23 protein-coding genes are annotated in these 21,577 nt (G+C 39.2%); 15 read left to right on the top strand and 8 right to left on the bottom strand.

Translation table 11 applies throughout. The features are described from left to right. Positions 1-246: 246 nt before the first annotated feature. The 11 genes from CL42_RS03930 to CL42_RS03880 all read left to right on the top strand — a co-directional run bounded on the left by CL42_RS03930 (position 247) and on the right by CL42_RS03880 (position 8,593). Positions 247-2,403, top strand: coding sequence for a pyocin knob domain-containing protein (locus tag CL42_RS03930; protein WP_155756952.1), 2,157 nt, complete (start codon positions 247-249; stop codon positions 2,401-2,403). A 5-nt stretch (positions 2,404-2,408) separates the two neighbouring features. Continuing rightward, positions 2,409-2,831, top strand: coding sequence for an NlpC/P60 family protein (locus CL42_RS03925; protein WP_035265423.1), 423 nt, complete (start codon positions 2,409-2,411; stop codon positions 2,829-2,831). Then, the gene (locus CL42_RS03920; RefSeq protein ID WP_035265420.1) at positions 2,831-5,320 is read left to right on the top strand and encodes a phage tail protein; all 2,490 of its coding nucleotides are present in this window, start codon (positions 2,831-2,833) and stop codon (positions 5,318-5,320) included. Before CL42_RS03925 ends, CL42_RS03920 begins: the two co-directional genes overlap by 1 nt. 55 nt (positions 5,321-5,375) lie before the next feature. Beyond that, complete coding sequence (locus tag CL42_RS03915; protein ID WP_035265418.1) at positions 5,376-5,699, top strand: hypothetical protein; 324 nt, start codon at positions 5,376-5,378, stop codon at positions 5,697-5,699. 15 nt (positions 5,700-5,714) lie between these two features. Then, positions 5,715-5,966 (top strand): hypothetical protein, encoded by a 252-nt coding sequence (locus tag CL42_RS03910; protein WP_035265416.1) that lies wholly within the window; start codon positions 5,715-5,717, stop codon positions 5,964-5,966. A 7-nt stretch (positions 5,967-5,973) separates the two neighbouring features. Next, a complete protein-coding gene (locus CL42_RS03905) occupies positions 5,974-6,459 on the top strand; it encodes a hypothetical protein (RefSeq protein WP_035265414.1) in 486 nt (161 codons plus the stop codon). After that, positions 6,425-6,904: a hypothetical protein gene (locus CL42_RS03900; RefSeq protein ID WP_155756951.1), complete on the top strand. Its 480-nt coding sequence runs from the start codon at positions 6,425-6,427 to the stop codon at positions 6,902-6,904. Before CL42_RS03905 ends, CL42_RS03900 begins: the two co-directional genes overlap by 35 nt. Further along, complete coding sequence (locus tag CL42_RS03895; protein ID WP_035265410.1) at positions 6,888-7,100, top strand: hypothetical protein; 213 nt, start codon at positions 6,888-6,890, stop codon at positions 7,098-7,100. The genes CL42_RS03900 and CL42_RS03895 overlap by 17 nt, the downstream gene beginning before the upstream one ends. A gap of 46 nt (positions 7,101-7,146) precedes the next feature. Further along, on the top strand, positions 7,147-7,551 hold the full coding sequence (locus CL42_RS03890; protein ID WP_035265407.1) for a hypothetical protein: 405 nt from the start codon (positions 7,147-7,149) through the stop codon (positions 7,549-7,551). After that, positions 7,517-8,104, top strand: a complete 588-nt coding sequence (locus CL42_RS03885) for an N-acetylmuramidase family protein (protein WP_035265405.1) — start codon at positions 7,517-7,519, stop codon at positions 8,102-8,104. The genes CL42_RS03890 and CL42_RS03885 overlap by 35 nt, the downstream gene beginning before the upstream one ends. 96 nt (positions 8,105-8,200) lie before the next feature. Next, positions 8,201-8,593 (top strand): hypothetical protein, encoded by a 393-nt coding sequence (locus CL42_RS03880; RefSeq protein ID WP_228133227.1) that lies wholly within the window; start codon positions 8,201-8,203, stop codon positions 8,591-8,593. Positions 8,594-8,647: 54 nt separating this feature from the next. On the opposite strand, the gene CL42_RS03875 is transcribed toward CL42_RS03880, so the two are convergent. Then, entirely contained in the window at positions 8,648-9,652 is a 1,005-nt protein-coding gene (locus CL42_RS03875) for a hypothetical protein (RefSeq protein ID WP_035265403.1), read from the bottom strand. Positions 9,653-9,656: 4 nt separating this feature from the next. Then, the gene (locus tag CL42_RS03870; protein WP_035265401.1) at positions 9,657-11,255 is read right to left on the bottom strand and encodes a tyrosine-type recombinase/integrase; all 1,599 of its coding nucleotides are present in this window, start codon (positions 11,253-11,255) and stop codon (positions 9,657-9,659) included. A gap of 129 nt (positions 11,256-11,384) precedes the next feature. On the opposite strand from CL42_RS03870, the gene dusB reads away from it, so the two are divergent. Next, positions 11,385-12,404 (top strand): tRNA dihydrouridine synthase DusB, encoded by a 1,020-nt coding sequence (gene dusB / locus CL42_RS03865; RefSeq protein WP_035265518.1) that lies wholly within the window; start codon positions 11,385-11,387, stop codon positions 12,402-12,404. A gap of 74 nt (positions 12,405-12,478) precedes the next feature. Here the strand turns inward: dusB and CL42_RS16970 are convergent, their stop codons facing one another. Both CL42_RS16970 and CL42_RS03860 read right to left on the bottom strand, forming a co-directional pair. Then, on the bottom strand, positions 12,479-12,649 hold the full coding sequence (locus CL42_RS16970) for a hypothetical protein (protein ID WP_155756950.1): 171 nt from the start codon (positions 12,647-12,649) through the stop codon (positions 12,479-12,481). A 73-nt stretch (positions 12,650-12,722) separates the two neighbouring features. After that, positions 12,723-13,772: an NAD(P)H-dependent flavin oxidoreductase gene (locus CL42_RS03860; RefSeq protein ID WP_035265516.1), complete on the bottom strand. Its 1,050-nt coding sequence runs from the start codon at positions 13,770-13,772 to the stop codon at positions 12,723-12,725. A gap of 178 nt (positions 13,773-13,950) precedes the next feature. Between CL42_RS03860 and CL42_RS03855 the strand changes: the two genes are divergently transcribed. From CL42_RS03855 to CL42_RS03845, 3 genes are all read left to right on the top strand, one after another. Beyond that, positions 13,951-15,210 carry a putative DNA modification/repair radical SAM protein gene (locus CL42_RS03855; protein ID WP_035265399.1) on the top strand — a complete coding sequence of 420 codons (1,260 nt, stop codon included), beginning with the start codon at positions 13,951-13,953 and terminating at the stop codon, positions 15,208-15,210. Continuing rightward, positions 15,211-15,990: a TIGR03915 family putative DNA repair protein gene (locus CL42_RS03850; protein WP_035265398.1), complete on the top strand. Its 780-nt coding sequence runs from the start codon at positions 15,211-15,213 to the stop codon at positions 15,988-15,990. It begins immediately after the preceding gene. 534 nt (positions 15,991-16,524) lie between these two features. Beyond that, positions 16,525-17,823, top strand: a complete 1,299-nt coding sequence (locus CL42_RS03845; RefSeq protein WP_035265514.1) for a dicarboxylate/amino acid:cation symporter — start codon at positions 16,525-16,527, stop codon at positions 17,821-17,823. Positions 17,824-18,086: 263 nt separating this feature from the next. Here the strand turns inward: CL42_RS03845 and CL42_RS03840 are convergent, their stop codons facing one another. From CL42_RS03840 to CL42_RS03825, 4 genes are all read right to left on the bottom strand, one after another. Next, entirely contained in the window at positions 18,087-19,298 is a 1,212-nt protein-coding gene (locus CL42_RS03840) for a YeeE/YedE family protein (RefSeq protein ID WP_035265396.1), read from the bottom strand. Between the two features lie 131 nt (positions 19,299-19,429). Continuing rightward, a complete protein-coding gene (locus CL42_RS03835; RefSeq protein ID WP_035265394.1) occupies positions 19,430-20,131 on the bottom strand; it encodes a VIT1/CCC1 transporter family protein in 702 nt (233 codons plus the stop codon). Positions 20,132-20,280: 149 nt separating this feature from the next. Next, positions 20,281-20,625 (bottom strand): hypothetical protein, encoded by a 345-nt coding sequence (locus CL42_RS03830; RefSeq protein WP_035265393.1) that lies wholly within the window; start codon positions 20,623-20,625, stop codon positions 20,281-20,283. A 174-nt stretch (positions 20,626-20,799) separates the two neighbouring features. Further along, on the bottom strand, positions 20,800-21,577 hold a 778-nt coding region (locus CL42_RS03825), incomplete at its 5' end, for an FAD-dependent oxidoreductase (protein ID WP_035265392.1).

Below are 21,577 nucleotides of genomic sequence, written 5' to 3'. Positions count from 1 at the left end.
GGTTTTTTTATGGTGAAAAAAATGAGCATTAAGCCAGATGTTAATGATATTCTTGCAAAGACGATTACTGAAGCCGATTTCAGGAATAAATTTAAAAATATAATTGGATTTATATACAGTCACTTATTTAATTTAGAATTAGGCCCAGCAGAAAAGAATCTAAATAATATTAGTGAAAACTCGATATATCAGTTCTCAAGCGCAGATGTTACACAAGCAAATAACTTTCCAAATGTTAGCAATGTTATGACGGCTTACGTAACAACTTTGAAAAACGCTACTAGTTTAGTAACCTATCAAAGCATAACTGTTATAACGCATAGCTCTGGTATTAAAGAGTTTAAAAGACACGCTGTATCCGGTTCATGGGGTTCTTGGGATGAGCTATCGAAAGACTTTATTATCTCAACGATGACTGCTAATAAATTAGCATATCCGGCGCCTAGCCCAGCAGAAAAGAATCTAAATAATATCAGTGAAAGCTCGACATATCAGTTCTCAAGTGCAGATGCTACACAAGCGAATAACTTTCCAGTTGTTAGCAATGTTATGACGGCTTACGTAACAACTTTGAAAATTGGTACAAGTCTAGTAACCTATCAAAGTGTAACTGTTATAACTCATAGCTCTGGCATTAAAGAATTTAAAAGACGCTCTGTGTCTGGTACATGGAGTTTGTGGGAGGAAACTTCTGCAAACGCGCTCACATCTAACCCATTTGTTAATCCTGTATATGATCCAACAGAAAAAAATCTAAATAATATTTCGGTAAATTCTGTTTACCAATACCCATCAACTTACGCAACAGTAGAGAATAATTTTCCTGTAGTTGGTGAGCGCACTTACGTTGAAACATTCAAACTTCCAGATAGTGCATTTATCACACAAAGAGCTACTGTAATTATTTTCGGTGCGGAACCTAGATTATTTATTAGATCAGGTGCTCAGGGATCTTTTTGGCCGTGGACTGAGGTTTTAACGGCATCTCCGACTAAGAATTTAGGGTTCGATGATGCGGCTTGGTACAAATATACACGAGCAGATAGCCAGCCAATTTATCAAGACAAGTTACCCAAATTCAGACGTAGTAATCTTTTAAAAGACAAGGATGTTTGTGTTGTTATGACTGGTACATCACTAACAGCAAGCACAAGTCAGCACTGTACATTATTGCCAGATGCTCATTTGCGCCCACCAAATATGCACGCCGCTGCATTTGGTTCATATATATGGGACACACTAAAATGGGAAGGTCAACAATATCGCAGATATGATGCAAGCTATTTCACAGAAGTCGGCACGTTTGAAACAAAAAGCAAAGACAATTTATGGGATGACCCAACAAGGGATGGTCTAACCCGTATTAGTGCAGATGCAAACGCATCTGTTGGGTTTGTTATCCCAATTGACGCTTGGCAGTTTAACTTTATTTATCGAACTGAATCCACTGGCTGTACAGCTTCTGTTTCAGTTGCTGAAGGTAATGGAAAAGTCCAGGTTTATGATGAAACAACAGCATCATGGGTTGAGGCAAATGGCTATCAATTTAGTATGTTAGAAACTACACCAGTTACGAGAACAGTTGTTATTCCGAACTTAATTACGGAAGCACCAGAAAACTATACATTAGCTAGTAAGGCTAATACAACTTATCAAAAACGGTTAAAAATGCGTTGCCGCAGTTCTGATGGAGCATTTGATTCTCGAGCATCTGCTAAAAATGTAACTATTGCAAATGCGTCATCTAATGGTCGTTTACTGTACTGGGGTGTTGAATGGAGTCCTCGCGAATATATGATGACATTCATTAATAGTTCACGCGGCTCACATGCTACGGATGCACGCAAAACAAGTGGTTTGCCGCGTTATCAAGATAATGAGGTATGGGGGTTCAAACCTGATTTGATTTTAGCTGAACTAGCAATTCATAATGATGGCGCGAGTGGAGCAGGTGCATTACCTGTCGGTACTTGGCAACAACTTGCAAAGCAGTATGTGACTGATACTAATTATGAATTGTCTTTGTATAGCAGAGCAGCACATTTCAACTTAGAACCTGAATATTCTTTCTTCGTTGGGTCAATTACTTGGAACTTCGGTGGTATTAATGAAGATGGAACATTGAAATTCAGCACTCAGACAGCAAGCGTTCTAGGTGATGCGAGATCAATGTCAGCATTGGATAAATATCAAGAAGCAATTAATTACTTACGAAGCCAAAACATCGTTTGTCTAGATACGGCTGAACATTGGGTTGAAGCATGTAAAGCGGTTTTTGGTGATTTGAAATCCGCTACGGTGGCAAGTGGTAAAACAGGTGCTACTTTCACAGATGAGGGTTCGCACTGGAACAATAATGGTGCAAAAGTTATGGCAAAAGCTGTAATACCTTTGATTAAGTAAATTTTATGAAAAACCTAGAAGCCGTTAATGAAGCTATGACTTGGCTCGGTACGCCTTATCATCACCAAGGTCGTGTCAAAGGTGTTGGTGTGGATTGTGGAACGCTGATCTGTGAAGTCTACGAAAAAGTGGGTTTGATGGATCACTTAGATCCGCGACCATATCCACCTGATTGGCACATGCACCAGCTTGGCCAACGATATTTAGAGCACGTTTTATCCGTGTGCTATGAAGTCGATGAGCCACAGCCTGGTGACATTGTTCTCTATCATTTTGGCAAGTGCATCAGTCATGGTGCAATTGTCGTTGAATGGCCAACAATCATTCATTCATACATCCATCAGGGGGTCATCCTGCAGGATGGCACCAAAGGAAGTTTAGCCCGGCGAATTGCCGGGTTTTTTCGTATGAAGAGGCTAAAAGAATAATGGGCGGAATATTTGGAAGTACAACAGTCAGTACATCTGATAAGCGCATCAACTCGATGCGCATTCAGCAATCTGCTTATGGTCTGACACAGCCATTGGTTTACGGCAAAAATCGTGTTGCAGCAAATATGTTTTGGTACGGTGATTTTAAATCGACTGCCCACACGACAACCACTAAATCTGGTGGTAAAGGGGGTAAAACTAAGACCAAAAACACAACATATACTTATTCAGCATCATTGATGTTGGGTCTTTGTGAAAACAAAATCAAAGATATTGGTATTGTTTGGCGAGATAAAGAACAGATTGTCACTAAGACTGAAGGCGGTGTGCAGCTCAAGCCGATTGATCAAGTTGGATTTGAACTTTTTGATGGCGACCATAATCCTGTTTGGGGCTATTTGGCATCAAAGCATCCAGATGAAGCAGTGCATTATCCGTTTCTTGGATACGTGGCATGTGCCAATTATGATTTGGGGGGCAGTGCAGCATTATCGAATCATAATTTTGAAGTGATCAGTGATATTACATTTTCAGAAACGATTCATGATGCTAATCCAGCAGATGTGATTGAAGATTTCATCACCAATCCACGTTACGGTGCAGCACCTAGCCTGAATATGGCTGATTTATCTGAATTTCGAACCTATTGTGCAGCCACAAATTTGTTGATCAGTCCTGCTTTGACTGAACAGCGTGAAGCATTTGAAATCATCAATGAAATTGTTGAAGCGGTGAATTGTGCTGTGGTACCGAGTCCAGACGGCTTGAAAATCCGTTCATACGGTGACAGTGCAGTGACGGGTAATGGAGTGACATTTACGCCAAACCTTGAACCGGTATATCACTTAACAGATGATGATTTCTTAGGTGAAGATCAGCCGGTACGTGTACGTCGAAGCCGTGATACAGATGCGTATAATCATTGCCAAATTGAGTACGTGAATCGTTTTAACCAATACAATACTGAAACGGTTGAAGCAAAGGACCAAGCAAATATTGAAATGTTTGGTTTGCGTACACAAGATCCAGTCAAGTTCGACTTTTTCTGTGAGCCAAAAATTGCCCGTCATGCGGTGCAATTGCTGTTACAGCGAAAACTGTATGTTCGAAATGAATATGAGTTTGAATTGGGGTGGAAGTACTGCCGACTTGAGCCGATGGATATTGTGACCATTACAGATGAATCCTTAGGTTTGAATCAGTTTCCAGTACGGATCACACGGGTAGAGGAAGATGAAGAAGGTGTGCTTTCGATTACAGCTGAAGAGCTGGCAGTCGGATCTCGTTCAGCAGTTGAGTATGATCTGCAATCATCGAATGGGTATCAAGGTGGCAATGAGGAACCAGGTAACGTCAATGCACCGGCAATTTTTGAGCCTCCTTTAGAATTAACCGGTGGCAAAAATCAGATCTGGGTCGCTGCGTCAGGTGGTATCAATTGGGGCGGTTGTAATGTTTGGGCAAGTTTAGACAATACCACTTATGAAATGATCGGCACCATTTATGGATCTGCACGTTACGGTACATTAGTTTCAGCAATTGATGCAGATGACACATCGATGCAAGTGCAATTGAACACATCAAGTCAAATCTTTAGTGGTACGCTTGAAGATGCTGAAGTTGATGCAACATTGTGCAAAGTCGGTGATGAATATATCAACTATGTTGATGCAACATTGGATGGCTCTGGTCTTTATACACTCAGCGGCATGCTTCGTGGTCGATTTGATGATGCAGGCTCACATAATGCAGGTGAATCATTTGTTCGTCTTGACCGTGCCATATTTGAACATGATTTCAACTCGAATATGGTTGGCAAACAGATTTATCTGAAGTTCACAAGCTTTAATGGTCTTGAACAAAAAGAAGAAACCTTGGATGAAGTGACTGCATACAGTTACACCATCAATGGTGGTCGTCCAGCTGGTGTCAAAGGCTTATCACTTCAGTCTGCATTTGAAGAAATGAGCTTTAAAGTCCAATGGCAAAGTGCAGCTGGTGCATCGGGTTATGTTGTTCAAATTTGGTCTAATGGTGTATTACTTCGAACAGTTGAAACGACGAATACAGATTATTCATACAGTATGGATGAAGCGAAAATCGACGGTATTCAACGTGCTTATACAGTACGTGTTGCGAGTAAAAACGGTTCGATTGTCAGTACCTTTGCTGAGCTGAATATCAGTAATCCAGTGCCGCCACAATTGTTGAACGTGTACACATCGGCAACGGCTGATTCGATCACGGTGACTTGGATACCAAGTGAAGTACCGGATCTAAAAGATTACCAGGTGTGGATCAGTACCAATGCAAGTTTCGATCCTGATACAACGGCAGCACGTTGGACAGGTATTGAAAATGCTTGCACGATTACGGGCTTGCAATCAACGACCACGTATTATGTACGTGTTGCAGCAAGGGACGTCTGGAAGCCGACTTCGTGGAATTATTCATCACGGATTACACAGGCAACTGCTGATAGTTAAAATTCTCAACCATAAAGCACCTTCGGGTGCTTTTTTTATTATGGGGTAATAAAAATTGCGAGATATAGTCATTAAACAGGGCTTTAATAGACCTATTCCATTGGATGTTGAAAATGAAGATGGTTCACCATTTGATTTTAGTGATGTCGTACAAATCCGAGCGAAGATTCGAAATATCAGTCGTGAAGTCGTAGCTGAATTAAATATCACAGTCGATCAAGAAACCCCTGGCAGGCTCATTATTGAAACTGGGCCAACGGATGACTGGAAAGTTGGGGATCATGTCTGGGATGTTTACTTCTATTTAAATAACGGCGATGTATTTCCAATGCCAGAAAAAGGCGTATGCAAATGGACCGTTGATGAGCGAATCTCATAGTGGAGCTTAAAAATTATGAAGTCTGGAGCTCAGAAAGTAGTTGTAAAAAATAGCTCATTAAGAGTTAAGGCAAGTTCCCCCAGCAATAAAGCCACGATGAAAATGCCAATCAAGGTTGTTCACGTGAATGAAGCTGGGCGTCAAGGACCTAAGGGCGATCCTGGATTATCTATTGAAGAAATCGATCAGCGTATAGATGAAAAACTCAATGAAAACAAAATACTGTTTAGGGATTTAGCGGGAAATATTTATGGTATAGATTCTTGATATTATTTTGAAAGACGAACTACACCCGAGTTTAGCGATCAATGCTGAAAATCAACTTCAAGTTAATGTCGATAATGACACGATCAAGATAAAACCAAATGGATCAATTTCATTAAGTTTTGAATCACAGCAGTTCATCAATGCAGTAAAAGCAAATCAGTCATTAACAGCAATGTCGTCAAGAATTGATGCTGAGACTGGTGCGCGATATATCACATACATCAACGAGAATGGTCAGACGACTGAGATAAATTTTACCGCACTTGTAAATGATATCCATGTTAATGGCGGAACGGTTGAAGGGAAGGTGCTAATTTTAACGGACACCGCAGGTGATCAGGTTCGAATTGATTTAACTCAATTTATGAGTGAAGTGGAAGTTAGAGCTTTGATTAAAAGTATGTTTACAGTTGCCTTAAGAAATTTAAAAGGTGAGATAAAGGGGTGGATTTTGCCTTATGAGTCAGAACAACCTGCTGCAGATGCCGAGTGAATTTAAAGTACCTGAGCTAAATGAATTTTCAGATGATTTTATTTTTTATAACAATCAACTTTATGTCGATTGGAATAAAGCGGGGAACGTACTTAAATCAGCAAATGGAAGCCCGCGAGTAGTTTATGAAGGTGAAGTAGTTGCTGATGAGACAGATGCATTTTTTACCATCAATATACCAGAAGGTGTCTTCGCCGAACCTCCTAAGATTTTAATCACTGGCTTTGCTTTAAATCCCGAAACAAACACCGCCGTTGGTAATGCAGCTTTCGCTTGCTTATTTCCTACCAGTATTACAACTACACGTGCCAGAGGGCGAGCCAAGACCGCAAACGCGGCAGGACTCTTGGCAGCAATGGTACTCACAAATGCAGTCGGGGCGATTATTCAATTCGTCGCGATTGGAAAACCATACATAGGAGGACAACATGCACTTGCCGCCTGATGATACTCAATTCTTTTCAGATTATTATCGAAGTCAGATAGGTGAACACTATTATTTGAAGGAAGAAAATGGCGTTTGGTTTGTTTTTAACTTTCAGCAATGGGTGCCATTGCCTCCACCTGATCAATGGATTTTGGGCTATAAAAAGCCACTATTTGAATTTACTGAATGGGACTATAACCCATTTAATGCTTAACCACCGTAAAGGTGGTTTTTTTATTGCCAAAAAATAGGGGAAGTATGTGGAGCCAGTCTCTAGCAGTATTGCTGCATTTTTAAAGTTTTATGGAATGATGATTGTCACGACTTTGGCGATCTTAATGGTTGCGACCGTTGTGCTCATGATGCGTATGCCACGATCACCACAAGAATGGGTTACTGGCCTAATCTGTACAGTGGTTTCAAGTTTGGCAGGTGGCGCATTCATTATTGTTAAATTTGGCTTGCACCAATGGGTGACAGACATTTGGGGAATGATTGCATTAGGCGGTTTTTTCTTTGCCTGTGGTTTACCTGGTTGGGCTTTAGTTCGTTGGGTGTTTAATTTTATCGATCAGCGCGAAGGTCGAACACTGATTGAAATCATTCGTGAAGTTAAAGGTGAGTATAAAAATGTCAAAAAAGATAACGACAGCCCAAATTTATGAACAAGCACTAAATCTTGGTATTGAATACGCAGCATTACGCGCGGTCATTGAAGTTGAGTGCAAGGGCAGTGGTTTTAATGCTGACGGTACACCAGTGATTCTATTTGAGCGTCATGTATTTCGGCAGCGATTGATCGCAAATGGTCAAGCTACAATTGCAGATACAGCTATGCGTAAACGACCAGATCTATGCAACAAAACAGCAGGCGGATATGGCGTGTACTCAGCACAGCATGGCCGTTTAAATGCCGCAGCTCAGTATCACCGTGATTCTGCATTGGAGTCTGCATCATGGGGCTTAGGTCAAGTGATGGGTTATCACTGGAAAGCTTTAGGTTATTCAACACTGCAATCATTCATCAATGCTATGTACAAAGACGAAGCATCACAACTTGATGCTATGTGCCGATACATTAAAGTAAATAATCTTACCAGCGCTTTAAAGAACAAAGACTGGGAGGCTTTTGCACGTGGCTACAATGGTCCAGCTTATGCAAAAAACAGTTATGACATTAAACTTGCAAATGCATATAAGAAGTGGGGTGGTCAGTGATTAAGACAACAATCCAAACGTTTTTAGCCAAATTTTATAAAGCCGTCATCATTGCTCTGACGGCTTTTTTTATTACTTGCGCTCATCGGCTTTGGTGTGCAGACATGGCGTGTTTCAAGTTGGCAGGACGATTACGCACTACTTGATTCGAAATACCAAACAGATCTGGCCAAGGCTGAAGCATTAACCGAAAAAGCGAAAGCGGATGCCATTGCTGCAGAAAAGAAATGGTCTGAAAAGCTATTAAAAGCGGAGATCCAACACAGTGAAGATATCAAACAAATCATTGCTGATAGCAATGGCGCTAAGTCCGCTATTGATCGGCTGTCAAAGCAAATCGATACAGCCTCAAATCGTATGTCCACAGCTACCCGAGAAACCATCATTGAGTACGCCAGTGCCAGCGGTGTCGTACTCGAAAATGCGTCAATGAATATCGAACAGTGGCGCAACGAGCTGATGAACACGCAGCTGATGCAAAACGATTAAGTGATACATAGCCATAATAAAAAGCCCTCAAGTGAGGGCTTCTAAAATCAATATTTATTTTCTTTCCAAAATGATATTGCCAAGTCCATACTGATCTGAATCGAAATAAAGCTTAGCGATGTAATTTTTTTCATTTAACGTTAAGTAATCTTTCAAAACATTTATGAATTTTTCTTTCGATACTGTTGTAGGTGTCATATCAGCTAGAGTGCCTGAAACAATATCAGGTATTCTATTAAAATGATCTAATTCAGGTTTTCCATTATCTATATGGTTAAAGAAACCTAAATGGTTTTTTTTAGGGGATAAAGAGTGGTAGCTTGCATTAATTAACGTGAAAATTAATGGTGATGATAAATTGGATTTATTAAATGTGAGTAAGGCATCTCGATCTGAGACCCAAAATAATTTTAGATCTTTTTTTTGATGCGCAGTAGAAATTAAAGTAAAAATAGATGTTACGGCTGCATTAACAATTTCAATGTCACGAAAAATTGATAAGTTTATTGATTTGCTATGGAACTTTCTTTGAATATTTTTTAGATCATCAACTATCCTAGATTTATCTGTACTGTTAGCAAGGGGCAACATGCTTGCTCTATGATAGTATTTCTCAAGAGATTCATATCTCATTTTCAAAAAAGTTACTTCATCGAATCCATAGGCTTTAATAAAGTTTCTATTATCCGGCAGTGAAAAAGATACATTAAATATGGGTAATAGTGAGATAAATTTTAAAAATGCAGGATTAATTGAAGATGACTTTTTAATATCCTTGCTTTGCAATACCTTTAAGACTTTACCAATATTTATGAAGTCTTCTTTCTCTTGAAGTGCCACAATTGAGAAAGTCATTATGTTGCTAGGTTTATTTTTATCATCTAAACAGTAATCGCTAAATACAAACCATGCAGAAACCTCATTATTTTTCTTAATAAATGAGTTTAAGTGTTCGGATTTAACTAAATTTTGATAAATATCAATCATTATATATGGATGCATTAAGTGATTGAGATGATCGTTTTTAGTAGGATCAAAAGATAGTGATTTATATTTCATCTAATTATGCTCTTTTAATGTGTTTATCATCAATTAGATACTGCCCAAAACTATCCATCCATCCTTGAATTGAATCATCCCATAAGTATGTACGTGTCTTTAACTTCTTAACGATCGTAAGGTCTTTCACAGCAAAATGCGTACTGCCTTCGGGCATTTCATCCCAGTCTACTTTTCCATTTTCAATGAACCAATCTTCCCAGGCTAATTGAATGTCATGGGCAACAAAACGATTATTTTCATTATCCCAAGCAAATGGATTGTTGCTATTCAGCTTATTCACATGCAGGCGTTTAAAGTATTTATTGTTCTGGTGAATCTCAATAAATACATCTAAATGTTTTTTAATGAAATCAAATTCGACATTAATTACGCCGTCATCTTCAAAAGCATCGTTTTTATCCACCAATGCCATATAGCGCTGTTTCTTACTCCATTCCTTGTAATAGCTATTATAGTTTTCCTCAGCAACACGGATCGCTTCCTCAAACTCTAACCGGGTACCACGTTTTTTTAAGTTCACATACCGCTTTAAGGTATTCCATGATTCATGCAGGGTAATGGTCTGCAATTGTGGAATAGTAAAACCATCCTCAGCATAACGTGTGGCAGCTTCATGGCGTAGATCGTGAAATCTTAAGTCAGCAATACCGCACGCATTACATGCCCGGGTAAAGTAAGTCGACACGGTTGCAGTATTTACCGGTATTAAAATGTTTTTGTCATAACCCAAGGAAAGCATACGTTCACGTACTTCAGGCTTCATAAATTCATCAATCATATTGATGGCCCTTGGTTCCATGTGAGCATACTTATGATTGCCCAGGGATCCGTTTGGATTTTTAGCATCACGCACTAGCCATTGACTATTCAAGTCGTCATAGTCATCCAAGCGCAGTGAGCACAATTCATCTTCTCGGCGTGCGGTGTATACAGCAAACCACATGATTAAGTGCATAGGTGTTGAATTCTTGACGCGCTTCCAGCTTTTATAAAAATAGTTGGTCAGCATTTGAAGCTCTTCAGCCGTTGGCAAACGATCACGCTGTTTAGATCGAGTCACAATCCGAGACTTTTGCAAACCGATCATAGCTTTTTCAAATTCCACCAGGACAGTTTCTAAAGGTTCACCCCAAACAAATTCAGCGTGCACGATAACCGCTTTGATATGGCTAAGGTCCTTAAGTACCGTTGCAGGTGCAACTCCATCAGTGCCTTTAACTGGATCACCTTTACGACGCATAATGGCGTAATCAGAAAAGTCTTGTCGCGTTAAAGAATAGATATTCTTTTCAGAAATATCTAAACTAGCGATATGCTGTAGTGCTCCTGTTTTTGTCCTGGCAAAACTGTCCGCTTCATCCAAATACTGAAATATGAATTCTCTGAGGGTTTTATGCTTAAGTTGCACCTCAGGGTTCAACATTTTTTCAGGGTGCAATTCGATTTCTGCTTCCGTGCGTTTGATCCACTCTTCAGCCAATGATTTTTTGCTGAAGGTCTTGGATTGCTTGAATTCAGGGTAGCCTTGACGTTGTACACGGACTTGAGCTCTATACCGAGTTGTACCGTCTTTTGTTTGTCGCTTAGTGACCGTGCCCATGAATTTGCACCATTAAAATATTGTGGTGCAAATAGGGTGCAACTAAAGTGCATGAGAAGTCAATACGGAGCGACTAAACGAAGTTAAACGAGGTTAAAGATTTTGAGTAAAAACAATGTAATTGAAGAATTGTTTGGAAGATCAATAGATAAGAAACTTTGGGTCGCTCCCATGGCAGGTGTAACGGATCGACCATTTAGAACCTTGTGTAAATATTTTGGTGCAGGACATGCAGTTAGTGAAATGATGACTTCTGACAAAACGCTGCGTATGAGCAAGAAAAGTCTCTACCGAGCCAACTTTGATGGTGAAATTGCTCCAATTTCAGCACAAATAGCAGGATCAGACCCACGGGATTTAGCTGAAGCTGCACGATATCAAGTGTCAAATGGTGCTCAAATCGTTGACATCAATATGGGTTGTCCAGCGAAAAAGGTGTGCAATAAATTAGCAGGTTCTGCACTGCTACAGGATGAAGACTTGGTAGCCAGAATTTTAGATGCGGTGGTCGAGGCAGTGGATGTCCCTGTAACACTTAAAACGCGCTTAGGATTTTTAAACGGACATGAAAATATTATGCGTGTGTCGAAGCGCGCAGAACAAGCGGGTATTGCAGCTTTAGCATTGCATGGTCGTACACGGGAAGATATGTATTTAAATACTGCACGTTATGATCTAATTAAAGAAGTGAAGCAAAATATCTCTATTCCAGTCATTGCAAATGGAGATATTGATAGTCCAGAGAAAGCCAAGTATGTATTAGATCATACTGGTGCTGATGCCGTGATGATTGGCCGAGCAGCACAAGGTCGTCCATGGATTTTTAGAGAAATTGCTCATTATTTAAAAACGGGACAGCCACTTGCAGCGCCATCGATTGCTGAAGTAAAAGAAGTTCTATTGGGTCATCTGAATGAGCTATATGAATTTTACGGTGAGTACTCAGGCTGTCGCATTGCACGTAAACATATCGCGTGGTACACCAAGGGTCTCCACTCAAGTAATGAATTTCGTCAGAATATGTACAAAGTAGAAAGTACATCGGAACAAGCCAAGGTCGTAGCCAATTATTTCGATTTACTTTTGTCAGAAGGGCAAATTATGAGTGATGTTCAAGTGGAATCTGTGGATTTATTAAAATCAGGTTGAGTTTCTATATGTCAGCACTCAACTGAGATAAGTTATTCATACATTCTACTGTTGAGATTCAAGAGGTTGTAAATTTATTTCAGAATCCGATTTTTCTCTTCAGAAGAATGTGATTGATCTTGATTTAAAATTTGAGCATCTAGCTGCTCAACATTATGTTGAGTGGACTGAACTTTATCTTGAGCATGTGAATAGGTGTCTATTCCGAATCCAATCGCCACAAGTGCTAACAATACAAAACCCATACTTTTCGCTACATAATTTAACAATTCATTGTAAATTAAAAAACTACATCTCGGTATGGGTTTTATCGATTATTTAAGCATCATATTGATCAATTTCTAATATGATTTGATTGATTAAATCAGGCGCTTCTAAAGCTCTGATTTGATTTACATTACTTCCTGCCCAGAATGCACCGAAACTTTCATCTTTGTTGGTTAATGCTGTTGCATTAAGTTGTTTACCTAAATCATATGCATAAGGGTAGGGAGCAACTAACTCACGCTGAGGTAAATCTATGACAGTTGACCAACTGTTGATTATCCCTCTCGCTGGTCGCCCAGAGATGCTTGAAGTGATTTGAGTTAAAGGCTTGCTTAATAATGCATTACGATAAGCTGCATTAGCAGCTGAACTCTTGCATTGTACAAATGCAGTACCGAGTTGTACGGCTGAAGCTCCGAGATTCATCATATATTTAGCTTGAAATCCATTCATGATTCCACCAGCTGCTACGACAGGTATCTTGCAGGCAGGAACAAGTAATTTTACTAAATCAGCTGTTTTGATTGCACTGTCAAAATACTCATTAAAAATACCACGGTGTCCTCCCGCTTCAATACCTTGTGCAATGATGATATCAATACCAGCATCTTCAATTGCTCTAGCTTCCGCTAAGTTCGTTGCTGATACCATCGTGATAATACCAGCCTCCTTGAGGGCAGATATTTGATGTGCATGAGGTATCCCAAAGTGAAAGCTCACCGCCTTAGGTCGAGTTTCTAAGACTAAATCTAAAAAATCATCATTATCTAAAAAACTGGGGTAAATACATTTTAATTCTTTGGGGGGCTCAGTATTAAAGTTATCAAAGTAAGGTTTTAGATAATTAATCCAGTTTCGATTCCGTTCAGACTCAAGTTGAGCTGGTTTGTGGCAAAAGAAATTCACCTGAAAGGGTAAATCTGTTAATTTTTGAGTTGCAACAATTTGTTGACGAGCATTTTCGATACTGGCAGCACCTAAACCAAGAGACCCTAAACCACCTTGATTGGATACTTCAGCTGCCAGTTCTGGTGTGGATACCCCAGCCATTGGTGCTAAAAAAATAGGATGCTGAATGGATAATTGTTCGAGTAAAGACATAATCAAGCTCCATGATTTAATTTCACTTTGCACAATCATGATTGGAGAATCAAATTATATTCATTATTTAGTGCGAAAATGCAAAGCGTCAAACTGTGTCGCATGAATGATCAGCGACATTTAGTAGAATAAATAAACAATTATAATATTCGAAATCTCATTGCTTCCCCATACATATATGTCTGATCGTATCCGTGAAAAATTACAGATTTTAGCTGATGCTGCCAAATATGATGTGTCTTGTTCATCAAGTGGTAGTAACCGCAAGAACAAAGATAAAGGTCTTGGTAATACAGGTTCCGGAATTTGCCATAGTTATACCGAAGATGGTCGCTGTGTTTCATTATTAAAAATTTTATTCTCAAATGTCTGTATTTATGATTGTGCGTATTGTGTCTCTCGCCGTTCAAATGACGTAAAGCGAGCGGCATTTACCGTCCAAGAAGTGGTAGATCTGACCATTAATTTTTATCGTCGAAACTATATAGAAGGGTTATTTTTAAGTTCAGGAATTTTTAAATCCGCGGATTACACCATGGAGAGAATGCTTCAAGTCGTAAAAAAATTAAGACTGGAAGAAAATTTTAATGGGTACATTCATCTCAAAACTATTCCGGGTGCTTCGCAAGAAATTATTCATGAGGCTGGACTGTATGTCGATCGGATGAGCATTAACTTAGAAATGCCGACAGAAGAAGGCTTGGTGAAATTTGCACCTGAAAAGTCGCATGCAGAAGTGCAGAAAGATTTAGGTATTGTGAGAGACCGTTTGATTGAATTGAAAGATGAGAGAAAACTAATCAAGTCGGTTCCTAAATTTGTGCCTGCTGGTCAGACAACACAAATGGTGGTCGGTGCGCATCACGAAACAGATCGTGATGTAATCTTGATGGCTGACAAGCACTATAAAGATTTTAAATTAAAACGGGTGTATTACTCAGGATATATACCTATCAATCCAGAAGAGTCTGCTTTACCTGCTGTAGGTTCTGCACCGCCGTTATTGCGAGAAAATCGCTTATATCAATCAGATTGGTTAATGCGTTTTTATGGATTTGAAGCCAACGAAATTGTGGATGAAGCACATCCCAATTTAGATTTAGAGGTTGATCCTAAATTAGGTTGGGCTTTAAGACATCCAGAGCAGTTTCCAGTGGATATTAATACTGCTGAATATAAAATGATTATGCGTGTTCCTGGCATTGGTGTGAGATCTGCTAAGAAAATTGTACAGGCTCGCCGTTTTGGAAAAATTCATATCGATCAGTTAAAGCGCTTAGGCGTTGCTTATAATCGTGCTCAACATTTTATTCGATGTGCTGATACACCTAAGTTTAAAAGAGAACAGCACGCTCATCAGATCCGCCAGCAAATTTTACAAAGTGGGCAATCAAAATATGTGAAACAACTGTCACCTCAACTAGGATTTGGGTTTTAAATGGCTGTGTATGTTTTTGATGGTACCATGACTGGGTTGCTGTGCTGTGTTTTTAGAGCTTTTCAATTCAAAGAGTTCGACGTAAAAGTTCAAACTGAAGGAAACGCTCACCAGAATTTATTTGATGAGTCAGTCCGAGTTTACAGTGAAGAAAAGCAAGCTGAACGAGTCTGGCAAGGTTTAAAATCTAAAATTTCTGCTTCAAGTTTGCGTAATTGGTATTTTACTTTTTTGTCTGAGCAGGAAGTGGCATACCAACATCTATTTGATTATTCCATTTATATCTTTAAGCACCAATATGCCGTTGAAAAAAATTTCGGTCATCATGATGTTTTAGCGCTTGCACAATGGGCTAAACAAGTTGGTCGTGAAAAGCACCGAATGGAGGCATTTGTTCGCTTTAAAAAGTGTAAGGATGGTTTATTTTTATCATTAGTAAGACCAGATTTTAATGTTCTGCCTTTAATCTCTAAGCATTTCAAAGCACGTTATCAAGACCAGCGTTGGTTAATTTATGATGAGAAGCGGCGCTACGGAATTTACTATGATTTAAAACAAGTCCATCAAGTTAATTTAAATGCAGCCGAAATTGATCAAAATATCCATATAGGTTCTAGTCAATCATTTACAATCGAACTGGATGATCAAGAAGAGCTATATGATCAACTTTGGAAGGATTATTTTAAGAGTGTAAATATAGTGGCACGTGATAATCCTAAATTGCATGTTCAATACGTACCTAAAAGGTATTGGAGATATATGAATGAAAAACAGGTTTAGTCTGATTTTTTAAAAATAAGTTATTGAATTTATTTAATAAAATATAATAAAAACGATTATTTAAGAGTGTTTTAAATTTATACAGCTAAAATTTTTAATATTTTTTGATTATATTTATTTAAGGGTAATTCATATAAATTATTGAATTATATATTTATATATTTTGTTCTTAAATTACATTGAAATTTAATTATACTTTATAGATATATATTGGGTCATAAAATAAAATTTTTTGTATATTTAATATTCAAAATTCACTTATAAATTTTTAATTTCAATTTTTTTTCTAAAAATATCAAAACTTAATTTTATACGAGTTAATTTTGATAACGATTCATATTTAGCCATCTCAGTTCAATTAGACTTCGTAAATTTTTTTTTCTTAGACTAATAGTTAAGCCCAATTTATTCATTCAAAAAGTGAATATCACTAGAATTTCGACCTTTGAAACTATTTAACGCGCAATTCGTTTTTGAGTGTGAAATTTATTGCATTTAACAATGGATTCACTTTTTGAATTAGAAGGGTCTTCCATGGATATTCACGTTGATGAGCAATCTCAACCACCTAAGAAGCAAAAGTTTTATCAAATTTTATATGTTCAAGTCATCTTTGCAATTATTGCGGGTGTCACACTTGGACATTTTATGCCTGAGTTGGGGGCAAGTTTAAAACCTCTTGGCGATGCTTTTATTAAAATCGTCAAAATGATCATCGCACCCGTTATTTTCTTGACTGTGGTCACGGGTATTGCTGGTATGACGAATATGGGTGCAGTGGGGCGAGTGACGGGTAAAGCAATGGCTTACTTTTTAACTTTCTCTACGCTTGCGCTGATTGTGGGCATGATTGTTGCCAATCTTATTCAGCCGGGTAAAGGTCTTAATATCGATCCTGCTGCTTTAGAAGGTGACAAAGTTTCAACTTATGTTGAAAAAGCTCAGGATGCCTCTATTGTTGACTTCTTCATGAATATCATACCAAAGACTTTAATCAGTCCTTTGGCGGGTGGTGATATTCTTCAGGTTTTATTTGTTGCTGTTCTATTTGGTTTAGCGCTTGCAGCGGTGGGTGAAAAAGGGAAACCAGTTACAGACTTCTTAACGACACTGACCGCTCCGGTATTTTACCTTGTCGGTATGTTGATGAAACTAGCTCCAATTGGTGCATTTGGTGCGATGGCGTATACGATTGGTGCTTTCGGTATTTCAAGTATTGGAAATTTACTATTATTAATCGTAACGTTCTATATTACTTCACTTTTATTTGTTCTGCTTATTCTGGGAGCAGTTGCACGATACAATGGATTTTCTATCATTGATCTCATCCGCTATATCAAAGATGAATTATGGTTAGTATTAGGCACGAGCTCTTCTGAAGCTGCACTGCCAACGCTGATGAATAAAATGGAAAAAGCGGGTTGTGAAAAGTCGGTCGTTGGTTTGGTCATTCCAACTGGATATTCATTTAATTTAGATGGTACAAATATCTATATGACGATGGCTGCTCTTTTTATTGCTCAAGCCTGTAATATCGATTTGACCATTTGGGAACAGATTACAATTTTATTGGTAGCGATGATTAGTTCAAAAGGGGCTGCAGGTGTAACGGGTGCGGGCTTTATTACTCTCGCAGCTACATTATCTGTTGTTCCTGCATTACCTGTTGCAGGGATGGCGCTTATTTTAGGTATCGACCGCTTTATGTCTGAATGCCGCGCGTTAACTAACCTTGTTGGGAATGCTTGTGCAGCAATTGTTGTAGCACGTTGGGATAATGCATTAGATAAAGAACAATTAGATGCAACTTTGAAAAAGAAAGTAGAGGCTTGATTTCACGTTTAATATCTAAATCTTAAGCCCATCTACGGATGGGTTTTTTATATAGATGATGCAGCATTTAACAAACTCAGAGTAAGCGCATTAAGATTTATTATAAGAACAAACTTTGGTGGCGTAGCTGATTTCAATCGGCTAAAAATTTAATACTCCTTTCTTTTTCTTTCTTATCCTCTTGAATGGTTGTAATTGCATTATAGAAAGATAAAAAAACGCCCAATTGAAATTAGGCGTTCTTAAATATCGATATTTGCTGATTAGCAACCTGTAAGTTTTTCAGGCTGAGGCTTTTCATTCGGAAAAAATATTGGACGAAGTTTCACACCTATACCATTACCAATAAAAGCGAAAATCAGCCATAACCAACCATGTAAACTGCCTGATGCAATGCCGCTGAAATAAGCACCGATGTTACAACCGTATGCTAATCGAGCGCCATAACCCAACATGATACCCCCAATGACTGCTGCGAGAATTGAGCGTTTAGGGATATTGAGACTCGGTGCAAATTTTCCAGCGAGACCTGCTGCAAGTAAAGCGCCGAGCATGATGCCAAAATTCATCATGGAGGTGATATCAAACCACAACGAATTTGCTAAAGCTTTCGCATTTCCAGGTTGTTGCCAATAGTCCCAAGCTGTTACATCAATTCCGACCAATGTTGCACCTTTCGCTGCCCATACTGCGAGTGCAGATGTGACACCCCATGGGCGACCAGCCAATGCAAGCGTGGCGAAATTAAGCAGGGTGAGAATAATACCACCCCAAATTAAAGGCCATGGTCCCTTTAGGAAACGTTTCCAGCCTTGATGTGCTGTAACAGGTTCTTGTTCAAGCTGACCGTGGCGTTTTTTCTCGAAGTAGACTGTTGCTAATGCGATCAAACCAAATAGCACGAAATTGAGTATTAGCGCTGGAATAACACCAAAGCTTTGTACTACTGAAATAGGGGCTAAATGTGGCAGTGCAAACCACCATTCAATATGTGAAGTAGCGATCAGTGAGCCTAAACAGAAAAAGAATAGAGTGATCAGCATACGTGAGCTACCACCACCGACTGTATAGAGTGTCCCAGATGCGCAACCACCACCCAGTTGCATGCCAATTCCGAAAATAAATGCACCAATCATCACGGACATCGATACGGGATTGACGTTGCCTTTAACTGGTTGACCAAATAACTCACCTGCACCTAAAGCTGGGAAGAAGAGCAGTACTGCCAGTGCGAGCATAATCATTTGTGCACGTAAACCACGACCTTTGCGTTCTTTAATAAAAACGCGCCAGCTCGATGTAAAACCAAATGATGCATGGTAGAGCGTCATACCAAGCGCACCACCAATAAGGAATAACAGGGCTTGATTAATTCCCACAATTTGATAAGCACCAAAGGTGCCTACAATCAATAAAACAATAGCGATCCAGACCGATGACTGTGATCGGTCAGATTGAGCTGCAATAATGGACATGAAGATAAGAAAAGCTGATAAAACACATCAGTATTTTAATTGATTGATTGTGGGTTGATAGTCCTACACTGCATTTATGCATTAAATGCTGCTGAGTAATATTGATTTTATATATTTGTAATTCTTATATGTTAGCCGACATGTACATTAAACAGTGAGCCAATCCAACTTGAAAATGCCATCGCTGCGATTCCCCAAAGCGTAATTCGCAATGCAGATTTTACTTTAGACGTTCCAGCAAAATATCCAGATAAAGCCCCTAGAATAAATAACGCTAAAATGCAAAAAAAGGCAACACTGTATTCTAAATATGCAGGAGGACTGATCAGTATAGCGATCATCGGGCAAGCTGCGCCTATTGAAAAGGCGGTGGCAGAAGACCAAGCGGCTTGAAAAGGTTGAGCTGTTGTATTTTCATGGATACCAATTTCATCACGTGCATGTGCAGCTAACGCATCATGCTCGCTCAGTTGTATAGCAACTTGATGAGCAAGTTCGGGTGATAGTCCTCTTTGTATATAAATATGCGTTAATTCTTTCAGTTCGATTTGTGGATTTCGTGCTAACTCACTTGCTTCAAACTTTAGATCAGCTTCTTCAATATCAGACTGAGATTTTACTGAAATATATTCACCAGCTGCCATGGACGTTGCGCCTGCAATCAAACCAGCAATACAAGTGATTAAAAGGGTATGTTGATTCGCGCCACTTGCTGCCATCCCCATGATTAAACTAGTGACTGAAATTATACCGTCGTTGGCACCAAGAACAGCAGCTCTTAACCAACCTGTGCGATGTATATAATGTGGTTCTGTATGGTGCGAATAGCTCATAGGATTTTGTCTTATTATCTGAAAATGTTATTCAAAAATGAGTTGCTATTCATACAGTATAGGCTTGATTCGTATCTTGGGGCTGTAAAATTCCTCTGTTAGAGAAAAAATTAAAGCCTCTAAAGAGGCTTTAATTGGTAAAACTCAAATTATTGTTGAGCTTTTTCTTTTACATTCGCTGCACCTTCTTCTACAGCTGCCGCAGCATTAGCAGTTGCTTCTTTAGCCGCTTCTGAAGCGTTGTGCGCAGCGTTTTCAGCATGTGCAGCAGCATTATCTGCAGCTTGTGCTGTCGCATCAGCAGCATTGTCGACTGCAGTTGCAGTTGATTGAGCTGCATCTTCAGTTGCATTTTGAATATCTGCACCCGCTTGTTCAGCAGCATTTTCTAAATGTTCACCAGTTGTCGCGCCAGTTTCAGGAGCTTTATCCTTATTACACCCAACCAAAGCAACTGTAGCAGCAAGACCTAAAGCAACAAGAATCTTATTCATTTTATCTTCCTTTTTTAATTCAATGAGTATCCAAGTAGCATGGATGAGAACAATATAAGCAGATTTTAAATAAAGTTTTATTCAAAAATTGTAAAGATAATATTGGCTTATAAAAAAGCCCTGAGAAAGAGTTTTCTCAGGGCTACACTTGAATGCGGTATGTTGAGGCTGAAATTACTGTCCAGAACGAATGATGTAATCAAACGCTGACAGTGAAGCTTTCGCGCCTTCACCAGTGGCAATGATGATTTGTTTATAAGGTACTGTTGTACAGTCACCCGCAGCAAATACACCTTTTACATTGGTTTCGTTGCGATCGTTAATCACAATCTCACCACGGTTGGTTAATTCAACTTGAGTTTCTTTTAAGAAATCCGTGTTGGGTAACAAACCAATTTGTACGAAGATGCCCGCAAGTTCAACAATGTGCTCTTCATCCGTCGCACGGTCTTTGTATTTCAGTGCAGTCACTTGTTTGCCATCACCGACTACTTCCGTAGACAACGCATTTTTGATGACCGTCGTGTTTGGAAGACTGGTTAACTTGTCTTGAAGGACTTGGTCAGCACGCAGCTTAGTATCAAACTCAACTAAAGTGACATGCTCAACAATCCCAGCCAAATCAATCGCAGCTTCAACACCAGAGTTACCACCACCGATCACAGCCACACGTTTGCCTTTGAACAATGGACCATCACAGTGTGGGCAGTACGCAACACCACGTGTTTTGTATTCTTGCTCACCGGGTACATTCATTTCTCTCCAACGTGCACCTGTAGACAGGATGACCGTTTTCGATTCAAGTTTTGCACCATTCTCTAAAGTCACTTCAACTAAACCGTTGGCAGTTTCATCCGCACCTTTGATGTCAGACACACGTTGTAAGTTCATGATGTCGACACCATATTCACGAACATGTGCTTCCATTTCAGCAGAAAACTTAGGACCTTGC

The sequence above is a fragment of the Acinetobacter sp. Ver3 genome (genome assembly GCF_000632455.1).
Taxonomy (GTDB): domain Bacteria; phylum Pseudomonadota; class Gammaproteobacteria; order Pseudomonadales; family Moraxellaceae; genus Acinetobacter.
The sequence above is the reverse complement of the archived record's forward strand: the minus strand, read 5'-3'. Positions and strand labels throughout refer to the sequence as shown.

What these genes read in the sequence shown, in the direction of transcription:
- CL42_RS03930 (WP_155756952.1), top strand. Translation starts at nt 247, where the DNA reads ATGACGGCTTACGTAACAACTTTGAAAAACGCTACTAGTTTAGTAACC.
- CL42_RS03925 (WP_035265423.1), top strand. Translation starts at nt 2,409, where the DNA reads ATGAAAAACCTAGAAGCCGTTAATGAAGCTATGACTTGGCTCGGTACG.
- CL42_RS03920 (WP_035265420.1), top strand. Translation starts at nt 2,831, where the DNA reads ATGGGCGGAATATTTGGAAGTACAACAGTCAGTACATCTGATAAGCGC.
- CL42_RS03910 (WP_035265416.1), top strand. Translation starts at nt 5,715, where the DNA reads ATGAAGTCTGGAGCTCAGAAAGTAGTTGTAAAAAATAGCTCATTAAGA.
- CL42_RS03900 (WP_155756951.1), top strand. Translation starts at nt 6,425, where the DNA reads ATGAGTCAGAACAACCTGCTGCAGATGCCGAGTGAATTTAAAGTACCT.
- CL42_RS03895 (WP_035265410.1), top strand. Translation starts at nt 6,888, where the DNA reads ATGCACTTGCCGCCTGATGATACTCAATTCTTTTCAGATTATTATCGA.
- CL42_RS03885 (WP_035265405.1), top strand. Translation starts at nt 7,517, where the DNA reads ATGTCAAAAAAGATAACGACAGCCCAAATTTATGAACAAGCACTAAAT.
- CL42_RS03875 (WP_035265403.1), bottom strand. Translation starts at nt 9,652, where the DNA reads ATGAAATATAAATCACTATCTTTTGATCCTACTAAAAACGATCATCTC.
- CL42_RS03870 (WP_035265401.1), bottom strand. Translation starts at nt 11,255, where the DNA reads ATGGGCACGGTCACTAAGCGACAAACAAAAGACGGTACAACTCGGTAT.
- CL42_RS16970 (WP_155756950.1), bottom strand. Translation starts at nt 12,649, where the DNA reads ATGGGTTTTGTATTGTTAGCACTTGTGGCGATTGGATTCGGAATAGAC.
- CL42_RS03860 (WP_035265516.1), bottom strand. Translation starts at nt 13,772, where the DNA reads ATGTCTTTACTCGAACAATTATCCATTCAGCATCCTATTTTTTTAGCA.
- CL42_RS03855 (WP_035265399.1), top strand. Translation starts at nt 13,951, where the DNA reads ATGTCTGATCGTATCCGTGAAAAATTACAGATTTTAGCTGATGCTGCC.
- CL42_RS03850 (WP_035265398.1), top strand. Translation starts at nt 15,211, where the DNA reads ATGGCTGTGTATGTTTTTGATGGTACCATGACTGGGTTGCTGTGCTGT.
- CL42_RS03845 (WP_035265514.1), top strand. Translation starts at nt 16,525, where the DNA reads ATGGATATTCACGTTGATGAGCAATCTCAACCACCTAAGAAGCAAAAG.
- CL42_RS03840 (WP_035265396.1), bottom strand. Translation starts at nt 19,298, where the DNA reads ATGTCCATTATTGCAGCTCAATCTGACCGATCACAGTCATCGGTCTGG.
- CL42_RS03835 (WP_035265394.1), bottom strand. Translation starts at nt 20,131, where the DNA reads ATGAGCTATTCGCACCATACAGAACCACATTATATACATCGCACAGGT.
- CL42_RS03830 (WP_035265393.1), bottom strand. Translation starts at nt 20,625, where the DNA reads ATGAATAAGATTCTTGTTGCTTTAGGTCTTGCTGCTACAGTTGCTTTG.